Origin of the sequence: Mycobacterium sp. OAS707, from assembly GCF_014873705.1 — a bacterium.
In the GTDB taxonomy this organism is placed as follows: Bacteria; Actinomycetota; Actinomycetes; order Mycobacteriales; family Mycobacteriaceae; genus Mycobacterium.
In genome coordinates this window covers 488,598-508,545 of record NZ_JADBDS010000002.1, presented here as the reverse complement: position 1 = coordinate 508,545, position 19,948 = coordinate 488,598, and the positions used below count along the sequence as shown (strand labels likewise).

The 19,948-nt window shown below is 67.5% G+C and carries 19 protein-coding genes; 13 read left to right on the top strand and 6 right to left on the bottom strand.

Annotated elements, in window-relative coordinates:
• The first annotated feature begins 21 nt into the window (after nucleotides 1-21).
• The 4 genes from GGC64_RS13285 to GGC64_RS13270 are packed head-to-tail and all read left to right on the top strand — an operon-like array spanning nucleotide 22 to nucleotide 3,447.
• Nucleotides 22-771, top strand: a complete 750-nt coding sequence (locus GGC64_RS13285; RefSeq protein ID WP_192722978.1) for an SDR family NAD(P)-dependent oxidoreductase — start codon at nucleotides 22-24, stop codon at nucleotides 769-771.
• A complete protein-coding gene (gene cbiE, locus GGC64_RS13280) occupies nucleotides 768-1,973 on the top strand; it encodes a precorrin-6y C5,15-methyltransferase (decarboxylating) subunit CbiE (protein WP_192722977.1) in 1,206 nt (401 codons plus the stop codon). The genes GGC64_RS13285 and cbiE overlap by 4 nt, the downstream gene beginning before the upstream one ends.
• The gene (gene cobM, locus GGC64_RS13275; RefSeq protein ID WP_192723865.1) at nucleotides 1,970-2,725 is read left to right on the top strand and encodes a precorrin-4 C(11)-methyltransferase; all 756 of its coding nucleotides are present in this window, start codon (nucleotides 1,970-1,972) and stop codon (nucleotides 2,723-2,725) included. Before cbiE ends, cobM begins: the two co-directional genes overlap by 4 nt.
• The gene (locus GGC64_RS13270; RefSeq protein WP_192722976.1) at nucleotides 2,725-3,447 is read left to right on the top strand and encodes a cobalt-precorrin-6A reductase; all 723 of its coding nucleotides are present in this window, start codon (nucleotides 2,725-2,727) and stop codon (nucleotides 3,445-3,447) included. The genes cobM and GGC64_RS13270 overlap by 1 nt, the downstream gene beginning before the upstream one ends.
• On the opposite strand, the gene GGC64_RS13265 is transcribed toward GGC64_RS13270, so the two are convergent.
• The 4 genes from GGC64_RS13265 to GGC64_RS13250 are packed head-to-tail and all read right to left on the bottom strand — an operon-like array spanning nucleotide 3,434 to nucleotide 7,522.
• Nucleotides 3,434-4,492: an aminoglycoside phosphotransferase family protein gene (locus GGC64_RS13265; protein ID WP_192722975.1), complete on the bottom strand. Its 1,059-nt coding sequence runs from the start codon at nucleotides 4,490-4,492 to the stop codon at nucleotides 3,434-3,436. The two genes, GGC64_RS13270 and GGC64_RS13265, sit on opposite strands and share 14 nt — an antisense overlap.
• A gap of 43 nt (nucleotides 4,493-4,535) precedes the next feature.
• Nucleotides 4,536-6,014, bottom strand: coding sequence for a precorrin-2 C(20)-methyltransferase (locus tag GGC64_RS13260; protein ID WP_192722974.1), 1,479 nt, complete (start codon nucleotides 6,012-6,014; stop codon nucleotides 4,536-4,538).
• On the bottom strand, nucleotides 6,011-6,637 hold the full coding sequence (locus GGC64_RS13255; protein ID WP_192722973.1) for a precorrin-8X methylmutase: 627 nt from the start codon (nucleotides 6,635-6,637) through the stop codon (nucleotides 6,011-6,013). Before GGC64_RS13255 ends, GGC64_RS13260 begins: the two co-directional genes overlap by 4 nt.
• 9 nt (nucleotides 6,638-6,646) lie before the next feature.
• Nucleotides 6,647-7,522 (bottom strand): DMT family transporter, encoded by an 876-nt coding sequence (locus tag GGC64_RS13250; RefSeq protein WP_192722972.1) that lies wholly within the window; start codon nucleotides 7,520-7,522, stop codon nucleotides 6,647-6,649.
• A 64-nt stretch (nucleotides 7,523-7,586) separates the two neighbouring features.
• On the opposite strand from GGC64_RS13250, the gene GGC64_RS13245 reads away from it, so the two are divergent.
• Nucleotides 7,587-8,174, top strand: a complete 588-nt coding sequence (locus GGC64_RS13245; protein WP_192722971.1) for an ABATE domain-containing protein — start codon at nucleotides 7,587-7,589, stop codon at nucleotides 8,172-8,174.
• On the opposite strand, the gene cobG is transcribed toward GGC64_RS13245, so the two are convergent.
• The gene (gene cobG, locus GGC64_RS13240) at nucleotides 8,153-9,268 is read right to left on the bottom strand and encodes a precorrin-3B synthase (RefSeq protein ID WP_192722970.1); all 1,116 of its coding nucleotides are present in this window, start codon (nucleotides 9,266-9,268) and stop codon (nucleotides 8,153-8,155) included. The two genes, GGC64_RS13245 and cobG, sit on opposite strands and share 22 nt — an antisense overlap.
• Nucleotides 9,269-9,508: 240 nt before the next feature.
• On the opposite strand from cobG, the gene GGC64_RS13235 reads away from it, so the two are divergent.
• Together GGC64_RS13235 and GGC64_RS13230 are read left to right on the top strand one after the other, a co-directional pair.
• On the top strand, nucleotides 9,509-9,808 hold the full coding sequence (locus GGC64_RS13235; RefSeq protein ID WP_192722969.1) for a hypothetical protein: 300 nt from the start codon (nucleotides 9,509-9,511) through the stop codon (nucleotides 9,806-9,808).
• 273 nt (nucleotides 9,809-10,081) lie between these two features.
• The gene (locus GGC64_RS13230; RefSeq protein ID WP_192722968.1) at nucleotides 10,082-10,387 is read left to right on the top strand and encodes a hypothetical protein; all 306 of its coding nucleotides are present in this window, start codon (nucleotides 10,082-10,084) and stop codon (nucleotides 10,385-10,387) included.
• A gap of 1 nt (nucleotide 10,388) precedes the next feature.
• Here the strand turns inward: GGC64_RS13230 and GGC64_RS13225 are convergent, their stop codons facing one another.
• Nucleotides 10,389-11,309: a TauD/TfdA family dioxygenase gene (locus tag GGC64_RS13225; RefSeq protein WP_192722967.1), complete on the bottom strand. Its 921-nt coding sequence runs from the start codon at nucleotides 11,307-11,309 to the stop codon at nucleotides 10,389-10,391.
• Between the two features lie 338 nt (nucleotides 11,310-11,647).
• Between GGC64_RS13225 and cobN the strand changes: the two genes are divergently transcribed.
• The 6 genes from cobN to lnt all read left to right on the top strand — a co-directional run bounded on the left by cobN (nucleotide 11,648) and on the right by lnt (nucleotide 19,945).
• A complete protein-coding gene (gene cobN / locus GGC64_RS13220; RefSeq protein ID WP_192722966.1) occupies nucleotides 11,648-15,220 on the top strand; it encodes a cobaltochelatase subunit CobN in 3,573 nt (1,190 codons plus the stop codon).
• A 9-nt stretch (nucleotides 15,221-15,229) separates the two neighbouring features.
• The gene (locus tag GGC64_RS13215; protein ID WP_192722965.1) at nucleotides 15,230-15,610 is read left to right on the top strand and encodes a PPOX class F420-dependent oxidoreductase; all 381 of its coding nucleotides are present in this window, start codon (nucleotides 15,230-15,232) and stop codon (nucleotides 15,608-15,610) included.
• Between the two features lie 63 nt (nucleotides 15,611-15,673).
• Nucleotides 15,674-16,057 carry a PPOX class F420-dependent oxidoreductase gene (locus tag GGC64_RS13210; protein WP_192722964.1) on the top strand — a complete coding sequence of 128 codons (384 nt, stop codon included), beginning with the start codon at nucleotides 15,674-15,676 and terminating at the stop codon, nucleotides 16,055-16,057.
• 56 nt (nucleotides 16,058-16,113) lie between these two features.
• Complete coding sequence (locus GGC64_RS13205; RefSeq protein ID WP_192722963.1) at nucleotides 16,114-16,596, top strand: FxsA family protein; 483 nt, start codon at nucleotides 16,114-16,116, stop codon at nucleotides 16,594-16,596.
• The gene (locus GGC64_RS13200; RefSeq protein WP_192722962.1) at nucleotides 16,597-18,183 is read left to right on the top strand and encodes an amidohydrolase; all 1,587 of its coding nucleotides are present in this window, start codon (nucleotides 16,597-16,599) and stop codon (nucleotides 18,181-18,183) included.
• The gene (lnt, locus tag GGC64_RS13195) at nucleotides 18,176-19,945 is read left to right on the top strand and encodes an apolipoprotein N-acyltransferase (protein ID WP_192722961.1); all 1,770 of its coding nucleotides are present in this window, start codon (nucleotides 18,176-18,178) and stop codon (nucleotides 19,943-19,945) included. The genes GGC64_RS13200 and lnt overlap by 8 nt, the downstream gene beginning before the upstream one ends.
• Nucleotides 19,946-19,948 lie beyond the last annotated feature (3 nt).

The window sequence follows — 19,948 nt, the reverse complement described above, 5'->3', positions numbered from 1 at the left end:
GCGCAGGACATAATCAGGCCCGTGAAGGACACGGACGCTGGGCCGGTGGTGATCTTCGGCGGCCGCAGCGAGATCGGGCTGGAGCTGGCCACGCGGCTGGCCGCCGACGCGACGGTGGTGCTGGCGGCCCGTCGCGGCGACAGGCTCGACGACGAGGTCGCGGCCGTGCGGGCCGCTGGCGCCGCCGCGGTGCACGTCCGGGAATTCGACGCCGACGACCTTGCCTCGCATGCTCCGCTGATCGAATCGATAGTCGCCGAGCTCGGCCCTATCGGAACCGCAGTGCTGGCGTTCGGCATCCTGGGCGACCAGGCCCGCGCAGAGAAGGACCCAATGCACGCCGCCGCGATCGTGCACACCGATTACGTCGCCCAAGTCAGCCTGCTGACCGTGCTGGCCAACTCGATGCGGGCCGCCGGGTCGGGGCGCATTGTCGCGTTCTCGTCGATCGCAGGCACCCGGGTGCGGAGAGCCAACTACGTCTACGGCTCGGCGAAACTCGGGCTCGACGGTTTCTGCAGCGGGCTGGCCGACGCCCTGCACGGAACCGGAGTGCATCTGTTGGTCGTGCGGCCCGGCTTCGTGATCGGCCGGATGACCGAGGGCATGGAGCCGGCGCCGTTCTCGCGTACGCCCGCACAGGTCGCGACCGCGGCGGCACTCGCGTTGCGCAAAGGCCGCCGCACCGTCTGGGTGCCCGCACCTCTGGGCGTGCTGGCGTCAGCGTTCCGGATGACGCCGCGATTCGTCTGGCGGAGGATGCCGCGATGATCGTGGTGGTGGGAATTGGGGCCGACGGCATGGCGGGCCTTGCGCCGACATCAGCTGCTGAATTACGCAGGGCAACAGTTGTTTACGGCTCGCATCGCCAACTTGACCTGCTCGACGACACCGTCGCTGCGGAGCGCAGGCAATGGTCATCGCCGATGCTCGGCATGGTGGAGACGCTCGGCAACATCGAGGGCGATGTGCACGTTGTGGCCAGCGGAGACCCGATGCTGCACGGCGTGGGGGCGCTGCTGATCAGACTGTTCGGCGCGGACACGGTGACGGTGCTGCCGCATGTGTCTTCGGTGACGTTGGCATGCGCGCGACTGGGCTGGGCCGTGCAGGAAACCGAGGTGATCAGCCTGATGATCGGGGAACCGCACACCGCATTGCGGCGCGGCGGCCAGGCCGTCGTGCTGTGCCGTGACGGTGCCAGCCCGGCGGCGCTGGCGCGGTTGCTCACCGACGCCGGGCGCGCCGACTCTCAGCTGACGGTGTTCGAGCAACTCGGCGGGCCGGGCGAGCGCCGCCGCGACGCCACCGCCGGGGAGTGGGCCGCGAAACCGCCCGACGACGTCGATGACCTCAACGTGGTGGCAGTGCGCTACCTGCCCGGTGACACTCGGCTGTCGGTGCTGCCCGACGACGCGTATGCGCACGACGGCCAGATCACCAAACAATCGATGCGGGCGGTCACCCTCGCCGCGCTGGCACCGCACAAGGGCGAGCGGCTGTGGGACGTCGGCGCGGGCTCGGGCAGCATCGCGATCGAATGGTGCCGCAGCGGGACTGGTTGTCGAGCAGTGGCATTCGAACGCGACGAGCATCGCCGGCAGCGCATCGTCGAGAACGCCTTGAAGCACGGAGTCGTTGTCGATGTCCGCGGTGAAGCGCCTGCGGCGTTTGACGAAGCCGTGTTGAGCGACGGCGGTGTCGACGGGGTGCCGCGGCCGACCGCGATCTTCATCGGCGGTGGCGTGACCCAACCAGGGCTGCTCGAAGCCTGCTATGACCGGCTACCGACAGGCGGGCTGCTGGTCGTCAACGCTGTCACGGCGGAGTCCGAAGCCGTTCTTGCCCAATGGTATTCCCGCGTCGGCGGCGAGCTTCGGCGGTTCCAGCACTACCGCAGCGAGCCCGTCGGAAAGTTCACCGGATGGCGACCCGCGATGCCCGTCACCCAGTGGTCGGTGACCAAGCCATGACCGTCTACTTCATCGGCGCGGGACCCGGCGCCGCCGATCTGATCACGGTGCGCGGTCAGCGCTTGCTCGGCCGCTGCCCGGTCTGCCTGTATGCGGGCTCCATCATGCCCGAGGACCTGTTGGCGCTGTGCCCGCCCGACGCCCGAGTCATCGACACCGGTCCGCTGACACTCGACCAGATCATCACCGAGTTGGCCGAAGCACACGCCGCAGGCCTCGACGTCGCGCGCCTGCATTCGGGTGATCCGTCGATCTACAGCGCGCTGGCCGAACAATGCCGTCAGCTCGACGCGCTCGGTGTCGACTACGAAATCGTGCCGGGCGTACCGGCATTCGCTGCGGCTGCGGCCGTATTGGGCCGTGAGCTCACCGTGCCGGGCGTCGTGCAAACGGTGACGCTGACGCGGGTGGCGACGCTGTCGACGGCGATGCCGCCGGGGGAGGATCTGCGGACACTGTCGGCATCGGGTTCGACGCTGGTGCTGCATCTGTCGGCGGCGCAGATCGACGCGATCGTGCCGGAGCTGCTGGCGGGTGGCTATCAGCCCGAAACCCCTTGCGCGGTAGTGGCATTCGCCAGCTGGCCGCAGGAGACCGTGCTGCGCTGCACGCTCGCCGACCTCGCCGAGGAAACGAAGGCCGCGGGAGTCACCCGAACCGCGGTCATCATCGTCGGGGATGTGCTTGCCGCCGAGGGCTTTTCCGACAGCTACCTGTACTCCTCGAACCGGGTGCGGAGAGGCCGGCACTGATGCGCGTGCTGTTGCTGGGCGGCACGTCGGAGGCCAGGGCGCTCGCCGCCCGACTGCACCCCGGCGTCGATGTGATCAGCTCGCTGGCCGGGCGCGTGCCCGATCCGGCCCTGCCGGTCGGCGAAGTCCGCATCGGCGGTTTCGGCGGCGTCGAGGGACTGCGGCACTGGCTGTCCGAGGCTCGCGTGGATGCCGTCGTCGATGCCACTCATCCGTACGCCGCGACCATCACCGCCAACGCCGCCGCGGCATGCGGCGAGGCGAGGGTGCCGCATCTGGTGCTGGCAAGACCCGCGTGGGAGCCCGGCGATGCGCTTGTCGTTGGCTCTGATACCGAGGCCGCTGAAACCATTGCCGCTGAGCACTATTCGCGGGTGTTCCTGACCACCGGCCGCTCAGGCACAGCCGCGTTCGTCGACGTCGACGCATGGTTCCTGATCCGCACGGTCACCGCCCCGGATGCGGAGGCCCTGCCCGCTCGCCACCAACTCGTGTTGTCACGCGGGCCATACCACTACGACGACGAGATGGCCCTGCTGCGGGAGCATCGCATCGAGGCCCTGGTGACCAAGAACAGCGGGGGCGCGATGACGCGACCCAAACTGGATGCGGCTTCGGCGCTGGGCGTTGCGGTGGTGATGGTGGAGCGCCCGCCGTTGCCGCCGGGGGTGACGACGGTCAGCACCGTCGATGAGGCCGCCGAGTGGGTCAGTAGCTGTTGATCAGCTCCAGAGTCTCCAGCTCCCGAATCGCGCGGCAGCCACGGTGGAACATCGTCAGCATCATTTCGTCGCCGCGTTCGGTTGAGGCGGCGAACGCAAAACCGAGGGCGCTGATCAACGGTGCTTGGACGACGCCGAGACGGTAGTCGCGCCAACAGGTCTCGGCGTCATAACCCCTCACCCCGTATCCCCATAGCGCGTCGTGATATCGGGTGACCAGGTCCCGCTCGATCTTGGCCCGCATGTCGGGGGCCAGGCTGGTCGCGGTGAAGTACGCGAGATCTCGAGTCGGAAGGCCGACCCCCATCGTCTGCCAGTCGACCACGGTGATGCGGGTGCGGTCGGGATCGAACAGCAGGTTGTCGAGCCGGTAGTCGCCGTGCATGAGTGAGAACCGGTGCGGCTCGGCCAACAGCCACGGCGTCACCAATCCCATGGCGGCGCGCAGGGTTTCGCGGTCCTCGGCGCTCATGCGTGGGCCGAGCTTTTCGATGGTGATGTCGGCGGCCATCACCGACACATCGCCGAGTCCCTTCGCTGCGGCCTCATCGCCAGGCTTGGGCATCGAGATCGACTCCAGCCCAAGCCAAGCCGGATCACACCAACTCGGGCCGTGCAGGCCGGCGATCGCGTCCACCGCGAGTTGGGCCTCGTCCGCCGTGCAGCCCGCGATCTGATCGCCCTGCACGGCAGGCGCCATATCGGCAAGTACCAGCACGAAATCGGCTCCGCTGTCGCTGATGTCGCTGTAGTGACAGCCGGGCACCGGGACCTGCATGTGCTTGGCCACGTCGGTGTAGAACTCGACCTCGGAGCGGTAGCCGAGCGCGACGCGTTCGCGGACCGCATCGTCCTGGGCGGGCAGCTTGACCGCGAACGTGCCGGGCAGGTCAGCGGACGTCGCATAGTGCGCGGTCACCCGATACGTTGCGCCGGTCTGGCCCGTGCCGATCGGGGTGACGTCGACCTCGCGGACGTCGGCTCCCAGTGCTGAACCGAGCCATGCCGCCGTTACATCTGAGGGCCCGCGTGGAATGTCAGTCACGCGCGGCACGTTAGCAGTCGAGCCTGCGACAGTTTCGGCGAAGTCACAACTCGGGGTAGCGGCGCGGCGTGAACACTTTGTCCCCGGATTCGTCGGAGTACCACTGGGTCTGCGACGACCCGATGATCAACAGGCAGCGCATGTCGACGTCGGCGGGGTCGAGGTCGGCCAGCCTGACCACCTTCACGTGTTCCCGTGAGCCCGACACGTCGCGACCGATCACCACCGGGGTGCTGGAATCACGGTGGGCCAGCAGCAGATCACGCATCGCACCGACCTGCCACGTGCGTGCCTTCGAGGCGGGGTTGTAGATCGCCAGGACCAGATCGGCCTGCGCCGCGGCGGTCAGGCGCTGCTCGATGACCTCCCACGGTTTGAGCCGATCGGACAGCGAGATGACCGCATAGTCGTGGCCAAGCGGGGCGCCGACCCGGCTCGCCACGGCCTGCGCGGCCGTCATCGCTGGGATCACCCGAACGTCAACGCCCGGCCATTGCTTGGCCTCCTCGAGCACGGCGGTTGCCATCGCGAACACGCCGGGATCCCCGGACGACACCACCGCGACCGCGTGCCCCTGCTGGGCCAGGGTGCAAGCGAGCCGGGCGCGTGCGGGCTCGTCGGTGTTGTCGCTGGGGTGGCGGCGCTGGCCGTCACGGGTGCCGACCCGGTCGAGGTAGGGGCCGTAGCCGATCAGGTCGGTGGCGGCGGCCAACTCGCGGCGGCTCTGCGGCGTCACCCAGTCGCTGTCGCCGGGGCCAAGGCCGACCACGGCGACACTGCCTGTCGGTGGGACCGCCGGTGCCGCGGTGGCACCGGGCAGCATCGCCAACGAGAAGTACGGCACCGTGTCGTCCTCGACGTCGCCTGCCGCCAGCACTCGCTCCTTCGCTGTGCTGGCCCGCTCCACGTAGAACGTCGCGTCGAGTCGTCCGACTGACGAAAGTGCTTCTCGCACAGCAGGATACGAGCGACCAAGCTTGAGGACCACGGCGGCGTCGGTATCGGCGAGTCGGCGCTTGAGCTCGTCGACGGGCAGCGTGCCGGGCAGGATCGTCAGCACCTCATCGCCCTGCACCAGCGGCGTACCCGTTGCCGCCGAGGCCGCGCTGACCGAAGTCACGCCGGGAATGATCACGGCGTCGAAGCGCTCCGTCAGCCGGGTGTGCATATGCATGTACGAGCTGTAGAAAAGCGGATCGCCCTCCGCGAGCAGCGCCACGTTGCGGCCCGCCTCGAGGTGGGCGGCGATCCGGTCGGCGGACTCGCGGTAGAAGTCCTCCATCGCGCCGGCGTAACCGCCGGGATGGTCGGTGGTCTCGGTGGTGACCGGGTAGACGAGGTGCTCCTCGATCTGGCCCGGCCGCAGGTACGGTTCGGCGATGCCACGCGCGATGCTGCGGCCGTGCCGGGCGCTGTGATACGCGATGACGTCGGCCTCACCGATCACCCTGGCCGCCTTGACCGTCACGAGTTCGGGGTCGCCGGGCCCGAGGCCAACGCCCCAGAGCGTGCCCGGGCTCATTCGGTGTCGCTCGCGATCGCGTTTACGGCCGCGGCCGCCATCGCGCTGCCGCCGCGGCGGCCCTTGACCACCAGATACGCCATGCCCCGGGGTCGGTCGATCAGCTCCTGCTTCGACTGCGCCGAGCCGACGAACCCGACTGGTCCGCCCAACACCGCGGCGGGGGTGGCAGCGCCGTCGTCGATCAGCTCCAGTAGTCGAAACAACGCAGTCGGGGCGTTGCCGATCGCCACTACTGCACCGCCTAGCCGGTCGGCCCACAAGTCGACCGCGGCCGCCGATCGCGTCGAGCCCAGACGCTCGGCCAGAGCGGGTGCCCTCGGATCGGCCACCAGCGAGACCACCTCGTTGTCGGCGGGCAGCCGGGATTTCGTGATGCCCGCGGCCACCATCGAGGAATCGCACAAGATCGGTGCTCCTGCGGCCAGCGCGGCGTGGGCCTTGGCCACGACGTCGCCGCTGAACGCGACGTGTTCGGCGACGTCGACCTGCCCGCAGGTGTGGATCAGCCGAACGACCACCCGAGCTACGTCGTCGGGAAACCGCGAGAGATCCGCCTCGGCGCGGATCGTCGCGAACGACTGCCGGTAGATCTCGGCGGCGTCGCGGATGTAGTCGAGCACCCGCTCACACTAGCGGCGGGCGGTTCCGGCGTAGCTCGCGACCAGCACCAGCGCGCAGCCTGCCAACTGCAGCGGCGAGGGCCGCTCCCCGAGTACCAGCGCGCCGAGCACGATGGCTCCGATCGGCATCACCATCAGCAGCGCTGAGCTGACCTCGCTCGGCAGCTTCGGTGTGTAGACGGCCACCAACAACCAGCCGAGGAGTTGCCCGGTCAGGGTGACCAGTACCAGCCAGCCCGCGGTGGACCATCCGGGCGCGACGTCGAGGTTGCCTGCGACGAGGCCCACCGCCATCGCGACCGCCGCCGCCGACGCGAGCACGATCGCATAGGTCTGCATCGGTTGGCCGTCCTGGCCGCCGCGACGTAGCAGGAAAAGGAAGCCGGAGTAGCAGAGCGCGGCGGCTACCGAATGCACGGTGCCCGCTGTGGGGTTGGTGCCGCTGACGCCGTGTTCGAAGATGCCGCCTGCCAACAGCACGCCGACCAGGATGACGGGCAGCGCCCACAGGAACCGCGCCCCGACGCGTTCGCCGTCGACCAGCCACGCCAGCAGTGGCACCAGCGCGACCTGAACGTTGACCAACACTGTCGAAAGGCCCGCGCCGACCTCGGGAATCGACTGCGTCCACCACAACATGTCGGCCGCGAACAGCACACCGCACAACCCCGCCCAGCCGCACGCGCGTCTGCTCAGCGCGCCGTGCTGCCGTCGCTCGGCGATGGCGAGCGCGGCGACGACCGGCAGGGCGAACAGGCACCTGGCGGTGGATGCGGTGGCCGGGTTCGTGGCTGCCAGTCCGAGGAGCACGGCAGACGCCGACAGACTGATGGCGCCTGCGGCCAGTCCCAGCGATGCGGTATGCGTTCGATCGATTGTGGTCATCGGCGATCGCATTCCCTCGGTGTCTAACATATAAACATCATATTTGACTGTTAGAATCAGATACGTGACAGCCGCCGACAAGCTCGCCCTGCGCGGGGGCCACCCGGTGATCGACCTCGTGAACACGGTCGCTTGGCGGGGCGACGACGCGCGGCGCGTCGACAATCTCGGCAACTACTCCGATCTGGTTGGCTGGTCTCGCCACGCAGGAGTGGTGTCAGCCACCGAAGCAGATGCACTCGTGCGCGCCATGCGGTCAGACAGCGACTCTGCTGAGCGCGCAGTCGCGCGTGCCAGGCGGCTACGGGAGGCGCTCCACGCCCTGTGGACCGACGGAACGCAGGCGGCGTTACAGACGATCGGCGCAGAATGCCGAACTGCGTTGCAGCGCAGGGAGCTTCGCGCCGTCGACGACGGCATCGAGTGGATCGATCGACAGCCGACGGTGTGCACACCGGTCGATCGATTGGCTGTCGCCGCCGTCGACTTGCTTACGCAGATTTCACGCGACCGCGTCAAGGCGTGCGGCGACGTCGCATGCGGCTGGCTGTTCCTGGACAGCAGTCACCGGCGGAACCGACGATGGTGCAGCGCCGCCGACTGCGGTAATCGCGATCGCGCCCGCAGGCACTACGAACGCGCGCGGCGCTGATAACCGTCCCCGGTGGCGATCAGTATCTGACCGACGGGCGGGCTGCCGCAGGCGCGTTCGCAGCCGACGAAGTGCCGATGCCCTTCGGCGGGGTCGTCGAGCGCGGCAGTGGCGTCGGCGCGGACGTCGGCGGCCGAATGTGGGCAGCCGGGGCTGCCCGTGCACGCGCTGACCGACAGCCAGGGCGAAGTCTCGTCGAACACCAGATCCATCGGCGCCAACACGCGCAGCGCGGTGTCGGCAACGCCTTCGTCGAGGTCGAAGACCAGCACGGAGCGCCACGGGGTGATCGCCAACGGCGCGCCGATCGCCGCGAGAAACTCGGCGACCCTGGCCTGCAACACGCCAAGCGGCACGGCCGCGCCGAGGGTGACGCGGCCGTCGTCCTGCGGTAGCCACCCGACTGGCGGCCTGTTCACCGCCTGCCACGTCGCGCCGTTTTCCGCGCCGGCAGTGAAGCCCTCCAGCAGCGGTGCGCTGTCGGCCATTTCGGCTATGCGCCAGGCCTTTCCGCGATCGTCGACGAATCGTGTCGCGACAGCGATCAATGCCGGAACGACGTCGGAACGGTCAAGTCGCACGCCGGTGTCGCGGCCTCCCAGCAGCAGGGCCGCGGTGGTCTCGTCGAGAAAATGTGCCCCTGCATCGGCGGCGAGGCCCGAGATGTCGGCGTGGCCGTCGTCAATACCGAACAGGAACCGGCCCGGCAACTCCGCGAGCGCAGGCTCGGATTGGATCGCCTCATCCAATTCGGTGACCAACGCGCGGATGTCGGTCATGCCTCCGATGCGACCGGACAGTGGAGAGGCGACGATGTTGCGTACCCGCTCATGCGTTTGCGAAGGCAACAAGCCTGCGGCGGCGGCGATTTCGGCGACCGACGCGGTGTCGGTGATGGCCCGCAGTTGGATGTTGCCGCGAGACGTGAGCTCCATGGCAGGCGACGCGAACTCCGTCGCGGCTCTGGCGAGGGCCTCCAGCTGTCCGGGTGAGATCACACCGCCTGGTAACCGCACCCGGGCCAGCGCACCGTCGGCCGCCTGGTGCAGTTGCAGCGCGCCAGGGCAGGCGTCGCGGTCGCGGGTTCTGGCCACCACATCACGGTACGGCGCACATGTTGAGCGTTGACAGTGTGTCCGCCGACATTGCTGAAATCGGATGCATGCCTAGATAAGGCGTGCATCTGGCTTTGCGTGAAATGCATGAGTAGGTGGTGAGCGCGATAAACAGGTAGTTGGATACTCGTGAGGGTCGCTAAGTACCGGCCGAGAATTCTTCCCATCGAGCAGCCGGGCCACCCGTTCGGCAGCAACCGAAAACAGGGGGGATTCCAAATGACCGAGTTACTAGCGTCTTTCGGCGCAACACCGGAGGTGGCCGGCCGGCGCGCAGCCGTCGAGGCGCCGCGTACGCCGGTCTTGATCACCGAGCAGCAGGTGCTGTTCGCCACCGCAGCGGCTGTGCCGTTGCAGCCGGAGCAGACCGGCCGACGCTGGACCGGGGCGGTCGTGGCTTTCCTGACGGCAGCGTTCGTGAAGGCCGACAACACAACCCAACCGAAGCGGCGGCACTATCCGTCCCGTCAGGACTATCTCGAGGACTCCCGCATGGCGCGGGAGATGATGAGGCTCTGACCATGCCGAGAGCCCGCCGGAGTTGCTGGGGCAGGGGCGGGGGCAAGCCTGCGCCATCACCTCTCGGCGGGCCTTCGGTTTATGCCCACGTCAATGCCGATGCCTAGCCGCGTCACAAGTACCCGGATAAGTACCTAGGTAGCGGCTCGCGAATTAGCCGAATAATCAGGTACCCGTCTACGCGTGAGACATACCGTTACCGGCGCTAATTTTCTCCCATGAGGTCTTCGGCTCAGCCGGGCACCAAGAGAACACAGGGTGGGAGCAACTGAAATGACTGACATGGCAACGACATATCGCCCACAACCCGACGAGAGTCGCGAGAGACTCGTCTCCTCGCCGCAGACGTCGAGTGAAACGCAAACGCTGATCACCGAACAGCAGGTGCTCTTCAGCACGGCCGCAGCGGTGGCATTGCCGCCCGCCAAGATCCGCGGGTGGGTCGGCACCGCACACGTCGTGGCCGCTGCCGTCGGTGACTGGTTCGCCAGTGCGGCGCAGCCGCCGAAGCCGGTGTATCCGAAGCGGCACTTGTGGCTGGAGAACGCGCTGATCGGGCGCGAAATGGATCGGCTGTAGGTCAGCTCGCCAGGGCGATGGGGCTGACCACCTCCGAATAGTGCGTAGCGTCGCCGACGACGGCGCGACTGCGCTGGCCGTGGATGTCCACGGGGATGTCCCCGGCCAGCGTGACGCGGCTGAGCCGCCGGTACTGGTCGTCATAATCTGCGACGGCATAATGCTGGGTGGCGCGGTTATCCCAAATGGCCACATCGCCAGGCAGCCAACTCCATCGAATCGTGTTCTCCAGCTTGGTAACTCGAGCCTGTAGCAGGTTGAACAAGGTTGCCGACTCCGCGGAGCCAAGGCCGACGAACTGTTTGATGAAGTGGCCGAGCAGCAGCACCCGCTTGCCGGTTTCGGGATGAACGCGCACCACCGGATGTTCGGTCTCGTAGTACTCGCGGACGAACTCCTCCCGGTACTCGCGCACTGTGTCTGTCAGCGCCTCGTTTGGCTCGGCGTACTCGCGGACGTAGTCGTACTGATTGGTGTGCACCGCCCAAAGGTTCTCGGTGAGTATCCGCAGCGGCGCGGGCAATTGGTCATACGCCGCTTCGGTGGAGGCCCACGTCGTGGTCCCGCCGTAGCTTGGCAGGGAAACTGCCCGCAGCAGAGACGCTTTCGGAATGCGATCGACGAACGTGACATCGGTGTGCCAGCTGTTGGCCTTGTCGTAGCGCGAATCGATCGGCAACACCGTCTCGCCCTCGGACAGGGTCGGATGCGCGGTGGTGGGTGTGCCCAACCGGCTGGCGAAGGCAAGTTGGCCGTCGTCGTCCAGGTCGTGCTGGTCGCGGAAGAAGATCACCTTGTGCTCGAGGAGTGCATCGTTGATCGCCGCGATGGTCTCGGCATTCAGATCGCCTGCCAGTCGGACACCGTCGATGCGGGCGCCGATGTTGGCCCCGAGTTTCACCACGTCTAGGAGTTCAGTCATGCGCCGAATCGTCCGCCGGCCGCAGCCCTTCCAACACGGTTTAAATGGCTGCGATTCGAAGCCGGATGTGACGCTCGCCACACCGGCGCCCGTCGTGATCCGTGGCACACAACTCACTCATTACCGGCTGGTAGCGCCGTAAGTTCCGGGTTACTACACGCGTGTGTAGTAACCGAATGTCACGAAAGGAACGACGATGTTCGCACTAATCGCATTCGGCGTACTCGTGCTGTTACTCATCGCCGGCCTCGGCCTGCCGTACCCGCAGACATGGCACGGCCGCTGGGGCAACGGCAGCTAGGCCTCAGCCCGCGGCCAGCTTGGGGTAGTAATGACGGGTGCCCGATCCGATCGTCCTGCTGCTCTCGACGTCCGACACCGACCTGATCACCGCCCGAGAGAGCGGGGCGAGCTACCGGTGGGCGAACCCGTCGCGGTTGGTTGACGGTGAACTCGACGAGCTGTTGGACGGTGCGGACATCGCCGTAGTCCGCATCCTGGGCGGCTACCGCGCGTGGCAGGACGGCATCGACACCGTCGTGGCAAGCGGCGTTCCGACCGTCGTCGTCAGCGGCGAGCAGGGGCCCGACGCCGACCTGATGGGCCATTCGACGACGCCCGCGGGTGTGGCACTGCAATCGCACATCTATCTCGCCCAGGGTGGAACACCCAACCTGCGCCAGCTGTACGCATTTCTGTGCGACACGTTGTTGATGACGGGCTTCGGTTTCGCGCCTCCGGAAACCACCCCGAGTTGGGGCATCCTCGACCGCGCGACGCCCGACACGGACGGCCCGACCGTGGCAGTGCTCTACTACCGAGCTCAGCACCTCGCAGGCAACACCGGCTATATCGAGGCGCTGTGCCGGGCCATCGAGCAGGCGGGCGGTCGGCCGCTGCCCGTCTACTGCGCGTCACTGCGGACCGCCGACGCCGGCATGCTCGATCTGCTGGCCACCGCGGACGCGATGGTGGCGACCGTGCTCGCCGCTGGCGGTGCCACGCCCGCCACCGTCACCGCGGGCGGCAACGACGACAGCTGGAACGTCGCGCATCTGGCCGCGCTGGACATCCCGATCCTGCAGGGTCTGTGCCTGACGAGTTCACGCACGCAGTGGCGGGACAACGACGACGGGATGTCCCCGCTCGATGTCGCCACTCAGGTCGCGGTGCCCGAATTCGACGGCCGCATCATCACGGTTCCGTTCTCGTTCAAGGAGATTGACGACGAGGGCCTGATCTCCTACGTCGCCGACCCTGAGCGCTGCGCACGCGTTGCGGGGCTTGCCGTCAAACACGCGCGGCTGCGGGCCATCCCTGCCCCGCAGAAACGAATCGCGGTGGTGTTCTCGGCTTACCCGACTAAGCACGCCCGAATCGGAAACGCCGTCGGGCTTGACACTCCGGCCAGTGCGGTCGCGCTGCTGCGGGCCATGCGTGACGCCGGGTATGCGATCGGCGACATTCCCGGCGTCGATGCCCAAGACGGCGACGCACTGGTGCACGCACTCATCGCGCGGGGCGGCCAGGACCCGGCCTGGCTCACCGATGGCCAACTGACGGGCAACCCGATCCGGTTGTCGGCCAAGGACTATCGCGACTGGTTCGCCACATTGCCAACCGAGCTCACCGAAGCCGTCGTCAAGCATTGGGGCCAGCCGCCGGGGGAGCTGTTCGTGGACAGAACCCAAAACCCCGACGGTGAGATCGTGATCGCCGCGCTGCAGGCAGGCAACCTCGTGCTGATGGTCCAGCCGCCGAGGGGATTCGGCGAGAACCCCGTTGCCATCTACCACGATCCGGATCTGCCGCCGAGCCACCACTACCTGGCGGCCTACCGCTGGATTGCGGCCGAATTCAGGGCCGACGCGGTCGTGCACCTCGGCAAGCACGGCAACCTGGAGTGGCTGCCGGGCAAGACGCTTGGCATGTCCGCTGCGTGCGGTACCGATGCTGCGCTGGCAGACCTGCCACTGATCTATCCCTTTCTGGTCAACGATCCAGGCGAGGGCACCCAGGCCAAACGGCGCGCACATGCCACCCTGGTCGACCATCTCATCCCGCCGATGGCGCGCGCCGAAACATACGGTGACATAGCGCGATTGGAGCAGTTGCTCGACGAGCACGCCATGATCGCTGCCCTGGACCCCGGCAAGCTGCCTGCGATCCGCCAGCAGATCTGGACGCTGATGCGCGCTGCGAAGATGGACCACGACCTTGGACTCAACGAGCGCCCCGAAGACGACTCATTCGACGACATGCTGCTGCACGTCGACGGGTGGCTGTGCGAGATCAAGGACGTGCAAATCCGCGACGGGCTGCATGTGCTGGGCCAAAAGCCCAGCGGTGAGGTCGAACTCGACCTGGTGCTGGCCATCCTGCGGGCGCGGCAGTTGTTCGGCGGCGAGCAGACCGTGCCCGGCCTGCGTCAGGCGCTGGGTCTGGCCGAAGACGGCACCGACGAGCGCACGGCGGTGGACGCGGCGGAGGCGGCCGCACGTGAACTGGTCGCCGCACTGCAGAAAACCGGTTGGGACGCAACGATCGTCGACACCCTGACCGAGGACGCCGCCGTCGCCGACATCCTGCGTTTCGCGGCAACCGAAGTGGTGCCGCGACTGGCCGGGACGGCGCGGGAGATCGACCAGATCCTGCGGGCGCTCGACGGCAAGTTCATCGAGTCTGGCCCGTCGGGATCACCGCTGCGCGGACTGGTCAATGTGCTGCCGACGGGCCGCAACTTCTATTCCGTCGACCCGAAGGCGGTGCCGTCCCGGCTGGCGTGGGAGACCGGTGTGGCGATGGCGGATTCGCTATTGGCCCGGTACCGCGACGACTACGGACACTGGCCACAGTCTGTCGGGCTTTCGGTGTGGGGTACCTCGGCAATGCGCACCGCGGGCGACGACATCGCCGAAGTGCTTGCGCTGCTTGGTGTCAGGCCAGTGTGGGACGACGCGTCGCGACGGGTGGTCAATCTGGAACCGATGTCGCTGGCCGAACTCGGTCGGCCCCGCATCGACGTGACCGTGCGGATTTCGGGCTTCTTCCGGGATGCGTTCCCCCACGTGGTCACTATGTTGGACGACGCGGTGCAACTGGTCGCGGGTCTCGACGAGTCGGCCGATGACAACTACGTCCGCGCCCATTCGCAGGTCGACCTCGCCGAGCATGGTGACCAACGCCGCTCTACCACAAGAATTTTCGGCTCCAAACCGGGCACTTACGGGGCGGGCCTGCTGCAGCTGATCGACAGCCGCAACTGGCGCGACGACGCCGACCTGGCCCAGGTCTACACCGCGTGGGGCGGTTTCGCGTACGGCCGTGGCCTGGATGGCGCACCCGCCGCCGATGACATGAACCGGCAGTATCGCCGGATCGCGGTGGCCGCCAAGAACACCGACACGCGGGAGCACGACATCGCCGACTCCGACGACTATTTCCAATACCACGGCGGCATGGTCGCCACCGTGCGGGCGCTGACTGGAAAGTCGCCTGCAGCCTACATCGGCGACAACACCCGGCCCGACGCGGTGCGCACCCGCACGCTTTCGGAGGAGACGACCCGCGTGTTCCGTGCGCGTGTCGTCAACCCGCGCTGGATGAACGCAATGCGGCGGCACGGCTACAAGGGCGCCTTCGAAATGGCGGCCACGGTCGATTACTTGTTCGGGTACGACGCGACCGCAGGGGTGATGGCCGACTGGATGTACGAACGCCTTTCGGCCGAATACGTACTCGACGAGGACAACCGCAAGTTCATGGCCGAGTCGAATCCGTGGGCACTGCACGGTATGGCGGAACGACTCCTGGAAGCCGCCGGCCGGGGGATGTGGGCACAACCGGAGCAGGCCACCCTCGACGGGCTGCGCCAAGTGCTTCTGGAGACCGAAGGCGAACTCGAAGGCTAGGTTGGGCTTGTGTCCGTCACCTTCGCTGAAGTCGCCAAGTCCGAATACATTCTGCTGACCACCTTCACCAAAGACGGCAGGCCCAAGCCCACCGCGATTTGGGCGGCGCCCGACGGTGATCGGCTGCTCGTGATCACGCAGGAGAAGTCGTGGAAGGTCAAGCGAATTCGCAACACGGCGCGAGTGACCATCGCGCCGTGCGACCGCGTCGGCAAGCCGAAGGGTGAGGCGGTCGAGGCGGTCGCGACGATTCTGGACAAGTCCGCCAACGGGGCAACGTACGACGCGATCGGGAAACGCTACGGGCTGCTCGGCAAGACGTTCGGTGTTTTCTCCAAGCTGCGCGGCGGCCTGAAGAACAACGTGACCCTGGAGTTGCGCTCGGTTTAGCAAATCGGTTTCATGGGTAACCGAGCTCTTGCATCGTTTCTGAATCGAAAGCGGTATAATCCCATGTCAGACGCCTTTCGCGACGTCGCTAACTCCAAATATCTGCTGCTGACCACGTTCACCAAGGACGGCACGCCCAAGCCGACCCCAGTCTGGGGCGTGCCGAAGGGCGACAAGCTGCTGATCGTCACCGACGACGGCTCCTGGAAGACCAAGCGGATCAACAACACGCCCCGCGTCACCATCCAGCCGTCGAGCGCACTTGGAAAGCCGAAGGGCGAACCGGTCGAGGCTGTGGCCCGCAACCTGCCGAAGTCCGAAACGCGCCGTGCCTTCGAGCTGGTGACCAAGCGCTATTGGTGGCACGCCTGGTGGTGGATCCCGCAGGCGATCGTGCGCGGCGGCATCGACAAAGTGCACAGCGCAATAGAGGTTCAACCGGCCTGAGTCGGTGGCCCGATTACGCCGCGGAACCATGCCGGTGCCGGGGACGTTTCCCCTACATGGCGATGCGGTTGTTTCTGATCTACGTGGTCGTCGAGTTGGCCGTCATTGTGGCTTTGACCTCGACGATCGGCTTCGGCTGGACCATCCTGGCGCTGCTGGCGACCTGGCTCGTCGGAGTGAGCCTGGCCGGGTCGCAGGTCAAGCGGCACCTTCGTCGGCTCCAGTCGGGCCTGACTGCTGCCCGGGTTCAAGGCGCGGCAGCGGACAGCCTGCTGGTCGCGCTCGGTACCGTGCTCGTCGTGATCCCTGGTCTGGCCAGCTCCGTGGTGGGCACGCTGTTGCTGTTGCCGCCGACGCGCGTCGTGGGTCGCCCGCTCGTCGCGGCCATGGCCGCGCGGCGGGTTCCGTTGGTCGTCACCGCGGCCACGGGCGCCACCGCCACCGGCTGGGGCTATGACGCCTCGGGCAGCGGCGACTACATCGACGGCGAGGTCATCGACGTCCAGCCCCACCGCGTCGTGGAGCGCAAGCCCGAGTAAGTGACCACCCTCCTTCTCAACGGGCGAGTGCACAGCCCGGCCATGCCCGACGCCACCGCGATGGCGGTCACCGATGGCGTCATCGCCTGGGTCGGCGCCGATGATGTTGGGCGCCAACAGTTTCCGCACGCGCAGATCGTCGACCTCGCCGGTGGATTCGTCGCGCCTGCATTCGTCGACAGCCACGTTCATCTGACGGCGACCGGGCTCACGTTGGCCGGGCTCGACCTTCGCACCGCCACCTCGCTGAGGGAATGCCTGCAGCGCATCGGTGACTATGCCCGCACACATCCAGACGGGCCCATCTGGGGCCACGGATGGGACGAATCCGGCTGGCCAGAGAACACCGCGCCCAGCACCGACGACCTCGACCGTGCGGCCGGCGACCGGCCGGTCTACCTGGCCCGCGTCGACGTGCATTCGGCAGCGGCGTCGACCGCGCTGCGCCGACTCGCCCCTGGTCTTGTGCAGGCGCCGGGATTCGACCCACAGCGGCCGCTGACCAGCGACGCACACCACGTGGTTCGCGCTGCGGCCCGCGACCGCCTGACGTCCGCGCAGCGACGAGATGCCCGACTCGCCGCGCTGGACGCCGCCGCCGCACTCGGCATTGTCGCGGTGCACGAATGCGCGGGACCCGAGATCGGCGGCCTCGAGGACTGGACCGAAATTCGCGAAACCGACCACGGCGTCGAGGTCATCGGCTACTGGGGCGAGCACGTCACGACGGCCAAGCAGGCCCGTGACCTCGTCGACCGCACTGGGGTCCGCGGGTTGGCCGGCGACCTGTTCGTCGACGGAGCGCTGGGTTCGCGGACCGCGTGGCTGACCGAGCCCTACCGGGACGCCCCGGACCGTTGCGGCAACGCGTATCTCGACGTCGACGCGATCGAAGCCCACGTTCGCGCCTGCACCGAGGCGGGCATCGCCGCGGGTTTCCATGTCATCGGTGATGCGGCGGTCACCGCGGTCGTCACCGCACTCGAGCGGGTCGTCGACCAGTTGGGCGCACCCGCCGTCGCGCGCTGCGGCCATCGGCTCGAGCACCTCGAGATGGTCACCGAGGACCAGGCCCGCAAGCTCGGAGCGTGGGGCGTGCTCGCCAGCATGCAGCCGAGTTTCGATGCGCTGTGGGGCGGCGAGGACGGGATGTACGTGCAACGTCTCGGGCTTGACCGAGGCACCAGGTTGAACGCGTTTGCGCTGCTAGCATCCCAAGGCGTGCCACTCGCGTTCGGTTCGGACAGCCCGGTGACGGACTTGAATCCGTGGGCGGCGGTGCGTGCCGCGAGCCGACATCGCACACCGGGCAGCGCGGTGTCGGTACGGGCGGCGTTCGCAGCTGCCACGCGCGGTGCATGGCGAGCGGGAGGCACGCGCGACGGGATCACCGGAACCCTTGTTCCCGGCGCTCCTGCGTCGTATGCCATCTGGGAAGCCGACGGCCTCGAAGTCAGCGCACCGGCCGACGCGGTGCAGCGGTGGTCGACCGACCAGCGCTCCCGGGTGCCTGCGCTGCCGCGACTCGACGACCCGCTGCCGCGCTGTCGGCAGACGGTTCATCGGGGTGCCGCCATTTATGGCTAAGCCGGCCCGCCGCCGCGCGCGCTCCCGCGCCGCCGACGACACGGACATTTTTCCGCCCATCGTCGACGACACCGAAGAGCCCGTCGAAGGAGAGGACTACTCGGAGCTCGTTCCGTCCGAGCGGATGGACAAGGCTGCCCGAATCCGTTCCTGGGCAAAGCGATTCGGCCTTGCTGTGGCGGACCGGCTGGCCCAATTGGGTGCGACGATCGTCGCAGGCGTGGCGCTGTGCCTCAGCTTCCCGCCCTTCAACTGGTGGTTCATGGCCTTCGTCGCGCTCGGCCTGCTCGCCTGGGTGCTGACCAGGGATACCACGACGCGTGCTGGAGGATTCGGCTACGGGTTCCTGTTCGGGTTGGTGTTCTATCTGCCGCTGCTGCCGTGGATCAGTGGGCTGGTTGGGCCGATACCGTGGATCGCGCTGTGCATACTCGAGGCGCTTTTCCCTGCGCTGTTCGGCTGGGTAGCCGTCTACGTCCGGCAGCTGTCGGGCTGGCCGTTCTGGTTCGCCGCGTTGTGGGCAGCCCAGGAGTGGCTCAAGTCGACCGTACCCTTCGGCGGATTCCCTTGGGGCGTACTGGGTTTCAGTCAAACCGACGGCCCGCTGCTGGCACTTGCCCAATTCGGCGGTGCTCCGCTGGTCTCATTCGCGGTGGCGTTGGTCGGGTTCAGCCTCGCCGCGTTGACCTTCGCGGTCGTGAAGTGGTTGCGTCACAATGACACTCGGGCGGCGACACCCTCGGTGGTGGTACTTCCAGGCGTGTGCATCAGCGCAGTCCTTCTGATCACCGCGCTGGCGTGGCCGCATGTGCGGCAGTCGGGCGTCGGCGCAGGCGACGACCCGGCGATCACAGTCGCTGCCGTGCAGGGCAACGTGCCGCGGCTGGGGCTTGAGTTCAACGCTCAGCGCCGCGCCGTCCTCGACAACCACGTCCGCGAGACGATGCAGCTGTCCGACGACGTGCACGCGGGCCGCGCGCCGCAGCCGATGGTCGTCATCTGGCCGGAGAACTCCTCCGACATCGATCCGCTGACCAACCCGGACGCCCGCGACGAGATCAACACCGCCGCCGCGGCCATCAACGCGCCGATCCTGGTCGGCGGTGTCGTCGCGGCCCCCGGCTACAGCGCCGACAACCCGGTCGCGACCAACTCGGTGATCGTCTGGAACCCCGGGACCGGGCCTGCGGACCGGCACGACAAGCAGATCATCCAGCCGTTCGGCGAGTACCTGCCATGGCGCGGCTTGTTCAAGCACCTGTCGTCCTACGCGGACCGGGCCGGGTACTTCGTGCCAGGGACCGGCAACGGGGTGGTCAACGCCGCAGGCGTGCCAATCGGCGTGACGACGTGCTGGGAAGTGATCTTCGACCGAGCCGCGCGCGAGTCGGTGCAAAACGGCGCCCAACTGCTGACGGTGCCCGCCAACAACGCGACGTTCACCGAGGCGATGAGCGAACAGCAACTCGCTTTCGCCAGGCTGCGCGCAGTTGAACACGACCGATACGTCGTGGTCGCGGGCACCACGGGGATCAGCGCGATCGTCGCCCCAGACGGGCGCGAGCTGGCTCGCACCTCATTTTTCGAGCCCGCCTACCTCGACTCACAGGTACGGCTGAAAACGCAGCTCACGCCCGCAACGGAGTGGGGGCCATGGGTCCAGGGCCTGCTCGTCGTCCTCGGCGTTGCCGCTGTGATCACCGCAATACTGCACAATGGGAGTTTCGTGCGTCGGCCGCGCCGGCGCGGCAAGGAACAATAAGGA